Annotated in this window: 14 protein-coding genes and 1 other annotated feature; of the genes, 8 read left to right on the top strand and 6 right to left on the bottom strand. The window is 38.4% G+C overall.

Translation table 11 applies throughout. The features are described from left to right. Positions 1-63: 63 nt before the first annotated feature. From NST97_RS19130 to NST97_RS19120, 3 genes are all read left to right on the top strand, one after another. Positions 64-843, top strand: a complete 780-nt coding sequence (locus tag NST97_RS19130; RefSeq protein ID WP_063387006.1) for a DUF2268 domain-containing protein — start codon at positions 64-66, stop codon at positions 841-843. A 91-nt stretch (positions 844-934) separates the two neighbouring features. After that, on the top strand, positions 935-2,581 hold the full coding sequence (locus NST97_RS19125) for a peptide-binding protein (RefSeq protein WP_341343609.1): 1,647 nt from the start codon (positions 935-937) through the stop codon (positions 2,579-2,581). Positions 2,582-2,717: 136 nt separating this feature from the next. Continuing rightward, positions 2,718-3,470 carry a YjbA family protein gene (locus NST97_RS19120; protein ID WP_066248356.1) on the top strand — a complete coding sequence of 251 codons (753 nt, stop codon included), beginning with the start codon at positions 2,718-2,720 and terminating at the stop codon, positions 3,468-3,470. A gap of 114 nt (positions 3,471-3,584) precedes the next feature. On the opposite strand, the gene trpS is transcribed toward NST97_RS19120, so the two are convergent. Next, complete coding sequence (trpS, locus tag NST97_RS19115; protein ID WP_066248353.1) at positions 3,585-4,577, bottom strand: tryptophan--tRNA ligase; 993 nt, start codon at positions 4,575-4,577, stop codon at positions 3,585-3,587. Positions 4,578-4,624: 47 nt separating this feature from the next. Further along, positions 4,625-4,843 (bottom strand) — a binding site (T-box leader). Between the two features lie 340 nt (positions 4,844-5,183). Here trpS and spxA point away from each other — a divergent pair. After that, positions 5,184-5,579 carry a transcriptional regulator SpxA gene (gene spxA, locus NST97_RS19110; protein ID WP_063387002.1) on the top strand — a complete coding sequence of 132 codons (396 nt, stop codon included), beginning with the start codon at positions 5,184-5,186 and terminating at the stop codon, positions 5,577-5,579. Between the two features lie 50 nt (positions 5,580-5,629). On the opposite strand, the gene NST97_RS19105 is transcribed toward spxA, so the two are convergent. Then, positions 5,630-6,286, bottom strand: coding sequence for a TerC family protein (locus NST97_RS19105; RefSeq protein ID WP_341343608.1), 657 nt, complete (start codon positions 6,284-6,286; stop codon positions 5,630-5,632). 268 nt (positions 6,287-6,554) lie between these two features. Here NST97_RS19105 and mecA point away from each other — a divergent pair, with 268 nt between their 5' ends. The 4 genes from mecA (at position 6,555) to pepF (ending at position 12,232) form a co-directional block, all read left to right on the top strand. Next, positions 6,555-7,217 (top strand): adaptor protein MecA, encoded by a 663-nt coding sequence (gene mecA / locus NST97_RS19100; protein ID WP_063387000.1) that lies wholly within the window; start codon positions 6,555-6,557, stop codon positions 7,215-7,217. A 118-nt stretch (positions 7,218-7,335) separates the two neighbouring features. Next, on the top strand, positions 7,336-8,847 hold the full coding sequence (cls, locus tag NST97_RS19095) for a cardiolipin synthase (RefSeq protein WP_063386999.1): 1,512 nt from the start codon (positions 7,336-7,338) through the stop codon (positions 8,845-8,847). A 289-nt stretch (positions 8,848-9,136) separates the two neighbouring features. Then, positions 9,137-10,330 (top strand): competence protein CoiA, encoded by a 1,194-nt coding sequence (locus NST97_RS19090; protein WP_341343607.1) that lies wholly within the window; start codon positions 9,137-9,139, stop codon positions 10,328-10,330. Positions 10,331-10,414: 84 nt separating this feature from the next. Next, positions 10,415-12,232: an oligoendopeptidase F gene (gene pepF, locus NST97_RS19085; protein WP_339211165.1), complete on the top strand. Its 1,818-nt coding sequence runs from the start codon at positions 10,415-10,417 to the stop codon at positions 12,230-12,232. Between the two features lie 170 nt (positions 12,233-12,402). Here pepF and NST97_RS19080 read toward each other — a convergent pair whose 3' ends face one another. The 4 genes from NST97_RS19080 to NST97_RS19065 form a co-directional block, all read right to left on the bottom strand. Further along, positions 12,403-12,576, bottom strand: coding sequence for a hypothetical protein (locus NST97_RS19080; protein WP_162536160.1), 174 nt, complete (start codon positions 12,574-12,576; stop codon positions 12,403-12,405). Between the two features lie 370 nt (positions 12,577-12,946). After that, positions 12,947-13,831: a ClpXP adapter SpxH family protein gene (locus NST97_RS19075; protein ID WP_063387492.1), complete on the bottom strand. Its 885-nt coding sequence runs from the start codon at positions 13,829-13,831 to the stop codon at positions 12,947-12,949. Beyond that, positions 13,821-14,231: a globin domain-containing protein gene (locus NST97_RS19070; RefSeq protein WP_063387493.1), complete on the bottom strand. Its 411-nt coding sequence runs from the start codon at positions 14,229-14,231 to the stop codon at positions 13,821-13,823. The genes NST97_RS19075 and NST97_RS19070 overlap by 11 nt, the downstream gene beginning before the upstream one ends. A 297-nt stretch (positions 14,232-14,528) precedes the next feature. Further along, on the bottom strand, positions 14,529-14,809 hold a 281-nt coding region (locus tag NST97_RS19065; RefSeq protein ID WP_341343606.1), incomplete at its 5' end, for a lytic transglycosylase domain-containing protein.

Genomic DNA, 14,809 nt, shown 5'->3' with positions numbered 1-14,809 from the left:
TTTTAAAAAAATTCAAACATCTTTCTTTTCTAATGAATAGTGTAGAAAAGGAGGTGCGAAGATTTGGGAGTTATTGACACAAAAAACTGGTTGAAGGAAAGCCGGAATCCAATCGAGCTTTGTGAAAAGCTAGAGAAATATTTTCACCATTTACAAGCGGAGGAAATCCATCACTACCTGTCACAATACGGCATGCTTCGAACTGGCTATGAACATTGGCTTGTTAAGGCTGATGATTCGAATATTTGGACAAAAGCAAATAACATTTTTTTGAAGTTAAAGAAAAGATGGAACGGTCCAGATGTCCCTATTTTTATTTTTCCTGTTGAAGAGCGAAAAAGTTTTTTTGGGAGAGATTTTAAAGGTCGTTCGGGGTTGTCTTTTCAGGATAAAATGTTTTTATTTTTATCGCCGGATGTAAAAAATGATGAGCTCATTGCGCTATTGATTCACGAATATCATCATATTTGCAGGCTTAGGAAAAATCCGAAGCACGAAAAAGACTATACGCTTCTTGATGCGATTATTTTGGAAGGTTTGGCGGAGCATACGGTTTACAGAACGATAGGTGAGCAGCATGTAACAAATTGGGTGAAAAAATATTCGAAGAGACAACTATACAGCTGGTGGAAAAATTTAATTGTTCCGAATCAAGACATAAAATGGGACCATCCGTTATTCGATCAGCTTTTGTTCGGAAAAGGCTTTTATCCGACCATGCTTGGATATGCAATTGGATATGATATCGTACAAACGTTTTATAAACAAAAACCGTTTTCAACAAAAGAAAGCTTTTATTTGCCTGCCGAACAATTCGTGGAAAGCTATGAAACAAAGGAATAGGCTCCTTTGTTTCTATATTTATTAATAATTTGGACAGACTGTGAATATGAATAAAAAATAGAACGAAACTTCCAATGATGGGGGAATGGATTTGGCACGATTAAAACGACCATGGCTGTATATATCGATTCTCTTGTTTTTATTGCTTCTACATGGCTGCTCAAGTCTGGATTATAATAGAAAGCCGCAACCAACGGTTAAGGAGATAAAGGAGGAAGAGCTCGATCCGCTGATTGTTCCGGAAACATTTATAATCGGTTCAACTGAATCGCCGCAGCTTTTTAATCCTTTGTATTCTCTAGATGAATCAAGCTCGCAGTTAGAAGGGATGCTTTTTGATGGACTGGTGACAGTTGATGAGCAGCTGCGACCGAAACCGCATCTGGCTGAAAAGATTCAGCAATCAGAGAATGGACTTGAATATACGGTCACTATTCGGCGCGGGGTCAAATTTCATGACGGAAAAGAATTAACGGCGGATGATGTTGTTTTTACTTACAGCATTCCTTTAAGCCCTGATTATAATGGCGAAAGAAGTTCAGACTTTGAAATGATTGAAAGCATTGAAAAGCTTGATAAGTATACAGTGAAATTCCGTTTAAGAGAAAAAGACGCCTCCTTTCTTCCAGTCACATTATCATACGGCATATTGCCGAAGCATTTGTTGAAAAATGTACAGGTTGCAAAATTAAAGGAGCATAAGTTTAATACATCACAGCCTGTGGGCACTGGGCCTTTTCGGTTCGTAAAATGGGAAAAGAATGGATTCGTAGAGCTGGCCGCAAATGAACATTATTTTTTAGGGAAGCCTCGAATCAAATCAATCAAGTATAAAATTGTTCATAACCAGGAAGCTCTTTACGAACAGCTGAAAAACGGCGAGGTTCATTACGCCCCTGAAATAGAACTAACCAATGTAAAAAAAATAAAAAGGTTAAGAGGATTGGACGTTCAATCGAACATTTCCCATTCTTATGTGTTTATCGGCTGGAATGAAAAAAACGAACTTTTTCAAGATAAAAAAGTAAGGCAAGCCTTGACGATGGCGATTAACCGCAAAGCGATCGTTCACAAGATTTTGCACAGACAAGGAAAGGAAGCACATATTCCAGAAACGCCTATTGCTTCGATTTTTACCGACGAAATTCAAACATTAAAGTATAACCGGAGAGAAGCAAAAAAACTGCTGAAAGAAGCGGGATGGGAAGATAGGGACGGGGACGGCATACTGGATCGAGAAGGAAAAGATTTCTCGTTTACGCTAAAAACGAACAAAGGAAATGTTGTTCGTGAAAAAGTTGCGTTGCTCGTGCAAAAACAATTGAAAGAGATCGGAATTGACGTGAAAACGGAGTTTTGGGAATGGGAAGATTTAATTAAGCAAATTTCACCGCCGAATTGGAATTACGATGCGTTGATTTTAGAATGGTCGTTATCTAAATTTCCGAATCATTTTGATATTTTCCATTCCAGTCAGAGAGAATATGGATTGAACTTTGTTTGGTGGGAAAACGAACAGGCCGACCTGCTGTTGTCTAAATCTAGAAAAATAATGGACGAAAGCGAACGAAAACAAATTTACAAGGAGATATTTCAAATTATCGAGGATGAACAGCCATATACAGTTTTATACTATCCGAAGGAATTTCGGGCGTTGCCTGAACGGTTAAACGGCTATATTTTTCATCCGAAAAATTATTTTTATAAAGTGCATGAATGGTCCTTTTCTGAAAGCTGACAGGCCTGAAATCCGCATTGATCAAAAGTGGAATACGTAATGATGAAAAGTTTTTTGGGCAATGAAAAATTTGGAATAAAAACCTTCTCCACTGACCATAATGATGACAAACAGTCTTGTAGTAAGGGGGCTAATTATGCTGAATTTGTACGATGTTTGGGTAAACTGGTTTGAAGGAGAAGAAAATGGTTATAATGTTTGTCATTTTCATGAATGGAGAAAGGATGATAAGGTTGAACTGTTAGACCAAGTACCGCTGATTAAAGTGAGTAAAGAACTTTATGATTATATTGAAAATGACTTAAAAGAACTGCCTGAAAAACTTTTAAAGGATGTTTACCAGAAGGCATACGCCCGGAAAAACCATGAGAGAATTCAGCTAGATTATTGCTTTGTTGTTTCGGATGGCAACGGCATTTTAGCAGTAGATACGATCGGATATACGACGCCAATTCGCAAAAGCCGGCTTATCCCAAGACAAGAGCAGCTTGTATATGACATGGTGAAGGATTTAGAGCCGGAATCATACGAGTTCTCACAAACAAATGACAAAGACAAAAAAGATTATCATCTTTTATCCCTTGCACCTGAATATATGCACGGATTAACCCGCAAAGAAAGACAGCTGAAACAGCTTTTGTTTATGGCTCTTGATCAATTGCAATCGACAAAAAATACGGCGGAAATGAAATATTGGTATACGGAATGGAATCCGTACATGTATGGTCAAATTCAATCACTCGGTTTTGAGGAAATTTGGACTATGCTTTATGAGGAAGCGATTGTCGGATGGTCCCAAAAGCATGAACAATTATGCGAACGATTAATAAAAGGGCAGCCTTTCTTTGAAAAGCTTTGGGAAATGGAGCAAGAACCGAAAGTAAATTAAGGAAGAGGGCACTATATCAGCCGCCCTCTTTTTATCGAACATATTTTTTTAAGCTAGTATATTTGTTTTGTTTAATCAGCTCCATCATCAATCGTCATTCGTTCGCTAGCGCTTTTATTTTCGTTTTTTTCTTCCCAATCCCATTGCATTCTCCATTTTTTTCAACATTTTGGATGCTACTTTGTTTGCTTCCTCCCGGCCTCTGTCTAAAATGTCATCAAGTTCATCAGAATCAATGAGCTCATAATATTTTTCCTGAATCGGCTTTAAAGTGTTAATGACGACTTCTGCCAAATCCGCTTTAAATTCACCATAGCCTTTTCCTTCGTATTTTGTTTCCAGCTCGGCAATTGACACGCCAGCTAAAATTGAATAAATAGATAAAAGGTTGGAGATGCCAGGTTTGTTCTCTTTATCATAACGAACCACTCCGTCTGAATCAGTCACAGCGCTTTTAATTTTCTTTTCAATTTTTTTTGGATCATCGAGAAGGGAAATAAACGATTTTTCATTCGCATCGGATTTGCTCATTTTTTTCGTCGGATCTTGAAGCGACATAATCCGAGCACCGACTTTTGGAATGCGGACTTCTGGAATTTTAAAAATGTCTGCATATTTTTTGTTGAATCTTTCGGCTAAATCCCTTGTCAATTCCAAATGCTGTTTTTGATCCTCGCCGACTGGAACAAGGTCCGTGTTGTACAAAAGAATATCGGCGGCCATTAAAGGCGGATAAGTTAACAGTCCTGCTGAAACAGCTTCTTTCCCTTTAGATTTATCTTTAAATTGTGTCATTCTTTCAAGTTCGCCAATATAAGAAACGCATTGAAGCATCCATCCTGCCTGCGCGTGAGCGGGCACCTCCGATTGAATGAATAGGGTGGATTTTTCCGGATCGATGCCGACTGCTAAATATAATGCAGCAAGGCTCTTAATGTTTTTTCTTAATTGAAGTCTGTCTTGCGGAACAGTTATAGCATGCTGATCGACAATGCAAAAATAGCATTTATATTCATGCTGGAGCTCTACAAATTGTCTCATTGCTCCGATATAGTTTCCGAGTGTTAACGTGCCGCTAGGCTGAATTCCTGAAAAGATCGTTTTCATGTGCAAACTCCTCCTGATTTTTATATATAAAAAAGCCCATCCGTCCGTATAGGGACGAATGGACCGCGGTGCCACCCTAATTATTTCACAAACTTTCATGTGAAATCACTTTTCGTCTTTTAACGCAAGACAAAAACGCCGCAGCTTACTGATTTCAGCTGAGAGCTCAAAAGTCCATTTCCATACCGGACAGTGTTTGTTTCCACCAGCCACAAACTCTCTGAAAACTGTTTTCGGCATGTACTTCTCTTTCTCATCGCCTATGTATTCATTTACAGATGATTATAAAAAAATTGTGTATTCTTTGCAACTTCTCAGCGTCTTTCTGAAAAAATTTCTTTTTCACGTTTGATCGAACCAAAAAAGGGGAAAAGAAGAGTAGAGAAAGAAAAGAGGTGTTAATTGAGAAAATGGCCTTGAAAATGATCATCATTCACCGGTTGTAACATTTTTGTTATAATTTGAGAAATAAAAACATATAGGCGAAGTTGCTTTTTTATAGTATAATAATCAATACAAATTACTTTTTTAAATTTATTTTAATGTGAGATTGGCATAGTTTTTATATATACACTTATATTTTTCTCGAAAAGGAGAGTGATTGGCATGGTAATATTGTATACATCTCCGAGCTGCACATCTTGTAGAAAAGCAAAATCTTGGTTGGAAAAGCATCAGATTGAATATAGAGAGCGGAACATTTTTTCCGAGCCTTTAACGATCGAAGAAATTAAAGAAATTCTTCGTATGACAGAAGACGGAACAGATGAAATTATTTCCACTCGTTCAAAGGTTTTTCAAAAATTGAAGGTTGATGTTGAATCGCTTCCTTTGCAGGAGCTGTATGATATTATCCGGAAAAACCCTGGAATTTTGCGCCGCCCGATTTTGATTGATGAAAAACGTCTTCAAGTCGGTTATAACGAGGATGAAATACGACGCTTTCTGCCAAGAAAAATTCGCACCTACCAGCTGAGAGAAGCTCAGAGAATGGCAAATTAAAAGGGAATGATGCCTTCCGTACGCAAAGCAAAATAGATTGCGGAAGGCTGTTATTTTTTTGTTATGTTGTAAAAAAGGGCAAAGAAAAGGATGAGACAAGCTGTGAAATAAGGGAGAGTTTGTGCAACAGCTTCAGTTTTCAACAGAGGGGTCATTTTTTCATCCGTTGCCATCATTTTACCTGCTGTATAAGCTAATATTCCTCCGCCCCCGTAAATGAGCAAAGGAAATCGGGACATGCCAGACATGATGAATCTGCTTCCCCAAATAATGATCGGAATGGATATAAGAAGACCTGTTATGACAAGAAAGATATTTCCTCCAGCTGCTCCAGCAACCGCAATGACATTGTCAAATCCCATAAAAAGGTCAGCCAAAACAATCGTTTGGATGGCTTTCCACAATGAGCGGTGGCTTTTCACGGAAGTATGCTCACCTTCATTTCCTGTCAATAATAAAAAGGCAATATACATTAAAAATAATCCGCCAAAAAACTGTAAAAAAGGAATGTTCAATAAATGGACAGCCAGTAATGTCAACAAAATTCGGCTGAGTATCGCGAGCATTGTTCCAAATAAAATTCCTTTCCTCCGCTGATTTTCCGGCAAATTGCGGCATGCCAGCGCAATGACAATGGCATTATCTCCTCCTAATATGAGGTCAATGCCAATGATAAGGAATAAAGATGTGAAAAATTGTTCATCCATCAGTCAACCTCTTTTCAAATTATGGCTCGTACAATATATATGAAAAACGAAATATTTTATGCTTAATAGGTAAATAACGGTTTTTTTCAAAATCAAGGCTTTTTTTATTTCTTTATGAAGTGATTTATCATACAATAGAATTAGAATTGAACAACTTGGTGCTCGCGATGAAAATTTGGAAATTTTTTAAATTAGGAAAGAAAAGTGCAACGAATTCGGGGGTTTATTGTCCCTTCCAAAAATTTAAAAAGAAGGGAAGGTTGTTCAAATGGAAATCGAACGCATTAATGAAAACACAGTAAAATTTTATATTTCATATGTTGACATAGAAGAACGAGGATTTGACCGAGAAGAAATCTGGTATAACAGAGAAAGAAGCGAAGAGCTGTTTTGGGAAATGATGGATGAAATTAATGATGAAGAAGACTTTCCGCTTGAAGGTCCGTTATGGATTCAAGTTCATGCCAATGACAAAGGGCTTGAAGTCATTGTCACAAAAGCACAGCTGTCAAAAGACGGACAAAAGCTGGAGCTTCCGGTAGTCGATGAAAAATTAAGAGAAATCCCGGTTGATGAGAATATAGAATCTTTGTTGGACAAACATTTTAATATGTCTGAACGATCTTCCTCAGATGAGAAAGATGAAACGGCGCAATTGCAATTTGTCATAAAGTTTCAGGACTTTGAAGACGTTATTTCGTTAGCATCCCATCGTTTGGACGGATTTTTGAATAGCTTATATGTATTTGAACAAAAATATTATTTATTCGTTGAATTTTCGGATAAAGACGATGAACAAATTGAAAATTTGCTCAGCATTATGCTTGAATACGGTCAGGAATCAAGGATGACAATTCACCGTCTTGAAGAATACGGAAAGCTGATTATGAAGGACAATGCCTTGGAACAAATCGAAACGCACTTTTCTTAAATTGCCGATTTCATGTTCGAAATCGGTCTTTTTTACTTAAGGAACGCTTTCATATCGCAGATCAAACAAATATGTCCAAATCGAGAGATAAGAAATATCGATTGCCTGGAGGAAGCTTATGAGAAAATTTCTGCAAGTAATCGTTTTTGCCATTGGTCTAGCTATCATCTTGTATTTAACTAAGAACATCTGGGAGGAATGGTTTTTAGGAGCCGTTTCCATTTTGTTCACGTTATCTATCATTTTTATCGGTTTTGTTATTTTCTTGGAAAACCGCCACCCAACTCAAACGCTTACTTGGCTTGTTGTTTTAGGAGGATTTCCATTAATAGGCTTCTTCTTTTATATATTTTTTGGAAGAAATGTCCGGAAGCATCGTCTATTTAAGAAAAAAGCTTTAATAGATGAGCAAGCTTATGCCAAATTTGAAACTAGCTTTCATACTTATGAAGATAAAATTAAATTCATGAGAAATCACCAGCGCCTTTTATTTAAGCTTGCCCATAAGCTTGGCCGCAGTCCGATTTCTTTTCGGACAAATACAAAGGTGCTGACGAACGGCATTGAAACATTTGACCATATTTTTCGAGAGCTTCAAAAGGCGGAAGATCATATTCATCTTGAATACTATATTGTTCGGCATGATGTAATTGGGCAAAAATTAAAAAAGCTGTTGATCGAAAAAGCAAAAAACGGTGTAGAGGTTCGATTTTTATACGATGCAGTCGGCAGCTGGAAGCTGTCCAAAAAATACAGGAAGGAGCTTCTTGATGCCGGGGTGGAAATGGTTCCATTTTTACCTGTAAAGCTTCCGTTTTTGTCTAACAATATTAACTTTCGCAATCATCGTAAAATTATTGTGATTGACGGAAAAGTCGGCTTTGTCGGAGGTTTAAATATAGGAGATGAATATTTGGGAAGAAATCCGTATTTCGGCTTTTGGCGGGATACGCATATGATGCTCGAAGGGGAAGGAGTACGGACGCTCAATCTTATTTTTTTACAGGATTGGTATTATATGACTGGGCAGAAGCTGCTTACCGATCGATATTTGCTGCCTCATTTTCAAATGGACGATAAAGAAGGAGGCGTTCAGCTAATCGCCGGCGGTCCTGATAATAAGTGGGAGGTCATTAAAAGCTTGTTCTTTTCGATGATCGTTTCCGCAAAAAATTCGATATGGATCGCCTCTCCGTATTTTATTCCTGACGAGGATATAAAATCCGCTTTAAAGATTGCTGCGCTGAGCGGCATTGACGTTCGTCTCCTCGTTCCGAAAAGGCCTGACAAACGGATTGTATTTTATGCGTCGCGATCTTATTTTCCGGAGCTTTTAGAAGCCGGGGTTAAAGTGTACGAATATGAAAAAGGGTTTATGCACAGCAAAATCATTATTGTTGATGGCGAACTGGCATCGATCGGTACGGCGAATATGGATATGAGAAGTTTTCATTTGAATTTTGAAGTAAATGCTTTTTTATACCGAACGGACAGCATTGAAACGCTTGTAGAGGATTATATTCGAGACATTGAAAATTCAAGTGTCATCGACCTTGAACAATTCAAAAAACGCCCGCTATATATAAAGCTGTTTGAATCAACGTCGCGGCTTTTGTCTCCTTTATTATAAAACACCGTTTTTGATACAGCGGTGTTTTTTTTAGGATAAAGCTCTATTTGAGCGGATTTCACAACACCACGGGTGAATTGCCGACCGTCACGATGTAAAATGGCGAACCTTTATTGAAACGAATGAAGCAACATCTAACTTCCGCCTCTTTAGCGGCAAGCATGCGTTTTTGAAAAAAGTATATTTTTACATGAAGTGTTTCTGGCATCTTTTAAAACTTATGAAAAACGCTGCTTTTGAAAGGATTTTTTTCCCTTTTGTCGAATGTTTCTATTTGTGAAAGGAAGTGATGATTTATATGCTTGTTGCCCTTTTGCGAAACGGCGAAAAAGTAAATGTCGCCGCCCCCTACTGGTCGACAGAAAGGCTTCTAAAACTGAAAGAAGAGCATGCCTTTTTTTGTCCGGCTTGCAAGGAGCCGGTAAAATTAAAAATAGGCAAAATCAAAATTCCTCATTTTGCCCACTTAACGGCCTCTTGTCAGGCTGATTCGGAAGCGGAAAGCACGTACCATTTGAACGGAAAAAAGCAATTGTATGTTTGGTTGAAAAGGCAGCGGTTAGCTGCGGAAATGGAAAAATTTATACCTTCTATTGCACAACGAGCGGATCTGTTTTTATCTTTTCAGCATAAACGGTATGCGATTGAATACCAATGCTCTAAAATTCCCCCTGATCAGGTGATAAAACGGACAAATGGCTACAAAAAAGAACGAATTAAACCGATGTGGATATTAGGCTGGAAACAAATGAAGCAAGTCGGTGAACATCAATATCGACTGACTTCTTTTCATTGTCAGTTTCTTCATTCCCCGCAAAACGATCATCCTTTTATCATCAATTATTGCTCAGATAAGAAAACCTTCATCTTTTTTTCCCATCTGATTCCGTTTTCTAAACAGAATATTTTTGCCGCATCTGCTATGATCTCCCCAGAGTCGTTTTTCTTTCGAGATTGTTTGCAAGGAAAGAGTCTGGCGGCAAACGGTTTATGGAAGCATTGGCTGAAGAAAATAAGTCAATATCGCTTAAAGCCGCTGTTTCAAAAGACGAACGAAGAGCGAAAGCTGCAAAAAAAGGTTTACGAAACAGTTGGCTTATCTTTATCGCAGCTGCCAGTTGAAGCTTTTATCCCTTTAAAAAGCGGTTATATGGTTGATGAGGCGGTCTATATTTGGCAATGCTCAGTTTTATTATTTATTGAAACATTGCGCGCAGATGAAGTATTTCACGCAGAAAAGCTAGTTTGGCACCTTAAGAAAATAGGGATGAAAGAAAGAAGCTGTAGCGTAAAAACGGATTTAAAAAAGCCGATTATTGAATATTTAACGACTCTTTCCCATTTAAAATTTTTGCAGCCAATCGGTCCATATTCGTTTCGAAAAACATCATCTCCTTTTCATTTGGAGTCGATGGAAAAGCGTGAACAACGTCTTGGACATTATTTGGACAAGGAAGGTATGTTTTTTTCTGCTGTAGAATAATATAAGCATAGTGATTTATTGCGTTTTGAAAAAAATTTCAATATGATGGAAACAGACTGATTTTTTTAAAGGGGGAAATCGAGAATGGGCAATGAAACAGCTGTCAAAAGGCTGCCAAAACGGGAAGAAATCCCTGTTGAGTATACTTGGCGGCTAGAAGATATTTTTGCTTCTGATGATGAATGGGAAAAAGAATTTGAAGAAGTAAAGCAGCTAATTCCAAAAATCGGTGAATATAGAGGAAAATTAGGTCAATCCTCCGATCTGTTATATGAGGCGCTCTCTTATCAAGATTCCGTGATGGAGAGGCTTGGAAAGCTTTATACATATGCCCATATGCGCTACGATCAAGATACAACTAATTCTTTTTATCAAGGATTGAATGACCGGGCAGCAAATCTTTATACACAAGCTTCCAGCCTCTCATCCTATATCGTTCCGGAAATACTATCCATTGAAGAAGAAAAGCTTCAGCAATTTTTGAAAGAAAATGATCAATTGAAGCTTTATGCACATGCCTTGGACGAAATCAACCGGCAAAGACCGCACGTGCTCGATGCGGAGCAAGAGGCTATTTTAGCTCAAGCTGCGGAAGCCCTGAGCACTGCCTCCAATACGTTTGGAAAATTAAATAATGCGGACTTGGAATTTCCAGCAATTAAGGATGAAAATGGAGAAGAAGTGGAAATCACTCACGGCCGTTATATCCAGTTTTTGGAGAGTGAAAATAGACGAGTCCGTCGCGATGCGTTCCAGGCATTATACGCAACATATGGAAAATTTAAAAATACGTTTGCCAGCACATTAAGCGGAGCTGTTAAGAAAAATAATTTTTATGCGAAGGTGCGGAAATATGAGAATGCCCGCCAGGCTGCACTAAGCGCCAACAACATTCCCGAGGAAGTCTACGACAATTTAGTAAAAACGATCAATGAACATTTGCCGCTGCTCCATCGTTATGTCGATTTGCGGAAAAAAGCGCTGAAGCTTGATGAACTTCATATGTATGATCTTTATACGCCGCTTGTACAAAACGTCGATTTGAAAATCACGTATGAAGAAGCGAAAGACATCGTATTGAAGGGGCTTGCTCCATTAGGTGAAGAATATGTCGGCATTTTACAAGAAGGCTTTGAAAACAGATGGATTGACGTTAAGGAGAATAAAGGGAAACGAAGCGGAGCTTACTCCTCTGGCGCCTATGGAACAAATCCATATATTTTGCTGAATTGGCAAGATAATGTGAACAATTTATTCACACTTGTTCACGAGCTTGGCCATTCGGTGCACAGCTACTATACAAGAAAAACACAGCCGTATCCGTACGGAGATTATTCTATTTTTGTCGCGGAAGTGGCTTCTACATGCAATGAAAACTTGTTAAATGAATATTTGCTCAACACGATCGATGATGAAAAGAAACGTTTATACTTGCTGAATCATTTCCTTGAAGGGTTTAGAGGAACGGTATTCCGGCAAACGATGTTTGCTGAGTTTGAACATTATATCCATTTGAAGGCGCAAAACGGAGAGCCGCTCACACCGGAATTTTTGACGCAAACGTATTATGAGTTAAACAAAAAATATTTTGGTGACAACATTGTGATCGATGAAGAAATTGGCTTAGAATGGGCAAGAATTCCGCATTTTTATTACAATTTTTACGTTTATCAATACGCAACAGGCTTTAGTGCTGCAAGCGCCTTGAGCAAGCAGATTTTATCGGAAGGAGAAACTGCCGTTGAAAGGTACATTAATTTCTTGAAAGCGGGAAGCTCTGATTATCCGATTAATGTGCTGAAAAAAGCAGGGGTCGATATGACATCAACCAAGCCGATTGAAGATGCTTGCAAAGTATTTGAAGAAAAGCTGACGGAGATGGAGGAGCTGCTGTTAAAGTAAAGTGAAAGAAAACAGGAGCATCATCTGAATCCAAAAAATTAGTGGCATGAGTTCGATCTGGAACTGGACTCATGCCTTTTTTGTTTCCGGTCATATAAAAACTGCACCTCCAATTGTCAGTTGTATCTACTAATTGAGATGCAGTTCATCATCCCGTCCTTTTTTTTATCTTAAAATCCGCGGAACGTTTTTCGATGGTTAAACAGAAGAAACGATATGAAAAGAGAAATAAAAAGCAGGGGGGCAGAAACGAAAATCGGTGCGAGATTCATCAATCCTAACAGATTATAAAAAAAAGCGAAGATGACGAGCAGCAGGCTGATTATGAGCCAAAATGTTTTCACGATTTTTCCCTCCTACACATGTTCTAAAACGAGGAAAAAGATTTTGTATATTGTATGCAGCTTGCCCGTTCTTCATGTTTTGTGACAAATTTGTGAATTGTTGTTTTCCCCTCTTGCAAACTGAAAAAGGAATTTGTTATATTAAAAACGTGAAATTGATCACAAACAAACATTTACCCCTTTGTTTGACCGTGAAAAATTTCTCCCATCCCCTTTGTTGTCATAAGACAAAAAAGAAACCACAAACGTTTGTTAGTGGTTTCTTTTTTTAATTGTTTAATAAAGATAAAGCGCTTACATTTTTGATTAAAAACGTTCCCCATCGGCTTCTATGCTGATGGGGAACGTTTCGTTGAATTAAATCCTCATCTCACTGCCCGATATAGCGCCAAAATGTTCCATATTTTACAGGCACCCGCTCAACTTGTTGCTTTAAAAGCAGTCTTTTCATTTCACGTTCCGTTTCTTCATCAGTCATATTATACACAACAGAAATCTCTTTTGTTGCGACAAATTTATAATGCTTTAAAAAAATCTCTATTGGCGGCACTTGAGACGGCTTCGGTTTATCTCCGACAAGCTCGCAAAGAATATCAACATATGTTTCATAAGGATATAATCCGGTAATTTTTAATCCTTCCTTCTCTTCACGGCAATGAAAAAAGACAAGGGAAGGAATTTCATGCACGTCCATTTCTTCTGTAATTTTATAATCGCATTGAAGTGCTTTTCTTGCACTTTCGGAATATAAGTCCCTCTCAAATTCATTGACATCAAGGCCGACATTTTTAGCAATTTGTATGAGAACGTTTTGATCAGAGACATTTTGCTTTTCTAAAAAAACAACTTCCTGTAAGTGCCGCAAGAAACGGATGCCCGCTTTTCTCCCTTGAAGCTCCGCTGCTTTTAAAGCAAGGGAAGCTCTGTAGGGTGATGATATAGGGTTTTCAAGCCAAAGGTTGCCGTCACATGACATGCCGGTTCTGCTCGCTATCTTCTCCCATGATTGGGCAATTGTTTTCGGTTTCCGCCGTTTTGTTAAGTTTAAATTAGCAAGCTTTCCGCAAACAATATGGCGCAATGAGAAAAGCCTGCCGTATTCGATTTGCAGTTTTTTGATAAACGGTTCAAGCGCCCAGCATTCAGGGCATAGCGGATCAATAAACATATAAATCTCGATCGGCTTTTTAGGATGGCTGTGACAATGAGAAAAGAAGTGAGCAGCATTCACTTCGTCTTTTTTGTCAGGTTTCAACTGAATACTCCTCCTGATCTTCGTCTTTCGAATTAATCATGTGATGGGCGGTCACCACAAGCCGATCGTAGAAAAACTCTCGTATTTCCCCGTCAAGTCCGACCTCGTCCATTGCTTTTCGCATACATGAGAGCCATGCTTCTGCTCTCCTCGGCGTAATCGGAAATGGAAGATGGCGGGCTCTGAGCATAGGATGTCCGTGTTCTTTTGTGTAAAGTGGCGGACCACCTAAAAACTGCGTCATAAATTGTTTCTGCTTTCTGGCAGTTTCCGTTAAATCCTCCGGGAAAATAGGTTTTAAAAGAGGATGTTTTTTAACATTTTTATAAAAAGCATCGATTAGAGCGTGAAGTTTCTTTTCTCCAATCGCGTCATATGGAGTTAAGGGTGGTTTTGTCATGGTGATAGCTCCTTTGGAATCATTCGTTAATAATGATGTTACATTTATTTTATCAACATAACTTATTTATCTCAAACGAATCGCTTTGAAGGAGTTGGCTGAGGCAATGCAAACAAAAGGATAAATAGCGAAAGCGGGAGCTATTTCCGCAAATATGTTGTGCTTGCTGTGAAATGAACATAGAAGGACTTGCGGCTTGAAGCGCAGCTATCGAAGATTAGCAGAAATCGATTGGATAACAAATGTTTCCAACTACTTTTAATGAAAAAGAAAAAGGTGCTGTTTGTTTGCACCTTTTTACGCAAAATATTTTTGAGTAATTTTATTTACATAGTTTTGCGTTTCTTTAAATGGCGGGATGCCTCCATATTTGTCGACATTTCCCGGACCGGCGTTGTATGCAGCCAGCGCCAATTTTACATTACCGTTATATCGGTTTAAAAGCTGTTTTAAATATTTTGTGCCGCCCTCGATATTTTGCACAGGATCAAACGGATTTTTTACACCGAGCGCTTTTGCTGTAGAAGGCATGAGCTGCATATAGCCGGCAGCTCCTTTAGGACTGACGGCATTTGCCT

The sequence above is a fragment of the Aeribacillus sp. FSL K6-1305 genome, from assembly GCF_038050115.1.
GTDB classification, from domain to species: Bacteria; Bacillota; Bacilli; order Bacillales; family Aeribacillaceae; genus Aeribacillus; species Aeribacillus composti.
This window is presented reverse-complemented; position numbering and strand designations above follow the sequence as displayed.

What these genes read in the sequence shown, in the direction of transcription:
- trpS (WP_066248353.1), bottom strand. Translation starts at nt 4,577, where the DNA reads ATGAAAACGATCTTTTCAGGAATTCAGCCTAGCGGCACGTTAACACTC.
- NST97_RS19120 (WP_066248356.1), top strand. Translation starts at nt 2,718, where the DNA reads ATGCTGAATTTGTACGATGTTTGGGTAAACTGGTTTGAAGGAGAAGAA.
- NST97_RS19090 (WP_341343607.1), top strand. Translation starts at nt 9,137, where the DNA reads ATGATTTATATGCTTGTTGCCCTTTTGCGAAACGGCGAAAAAGTAAAT.
- pepF (WP_339211165.1), top strand. Translation starts at nt 10,415, where the DNA reads ATGGGCAATGAAACAGCTGTCAAAAGGCTGCCAAAACGGGAAGAAATC.
- NST97_RS19105 (WP_341343608.1), bottom strand. Translation starts at nt 6,286, where the DNA reads ATGGATGAACAATTTTTCACATCTTTATTCCTTATCATTGGCATTGAC.
- cls (WP_063386999.1), top strand. Translation starts at nt 7,336, where the DNA reads ATGAGAAAATTTCTGCAAGTAATCGTTTTTGCCATTGGTCTAGCTATC.
- NST97_RS19070 (WP_063387493.1), bottom strand. Translation starts at nt 14,231, where the DNA reads ATGACAAAACCACCCTTAACTCCATATGACGCGATTGGAGAAAAGAAA.
- spxA (WP_063387002.1), top strand. Translation starts at nt 5,184, where the DNA reads ATGGTAATATTGTATACATCTCCGAGCTGCACATCTTGTAGAAAAGCA.
- mecA (WP_063387000.1), top strand. Translation starts at nt 6,555, where the DNA reads ATGGAAATCGAACGCATTAATGAAAACACAGTAAAATTTTATATTTCA.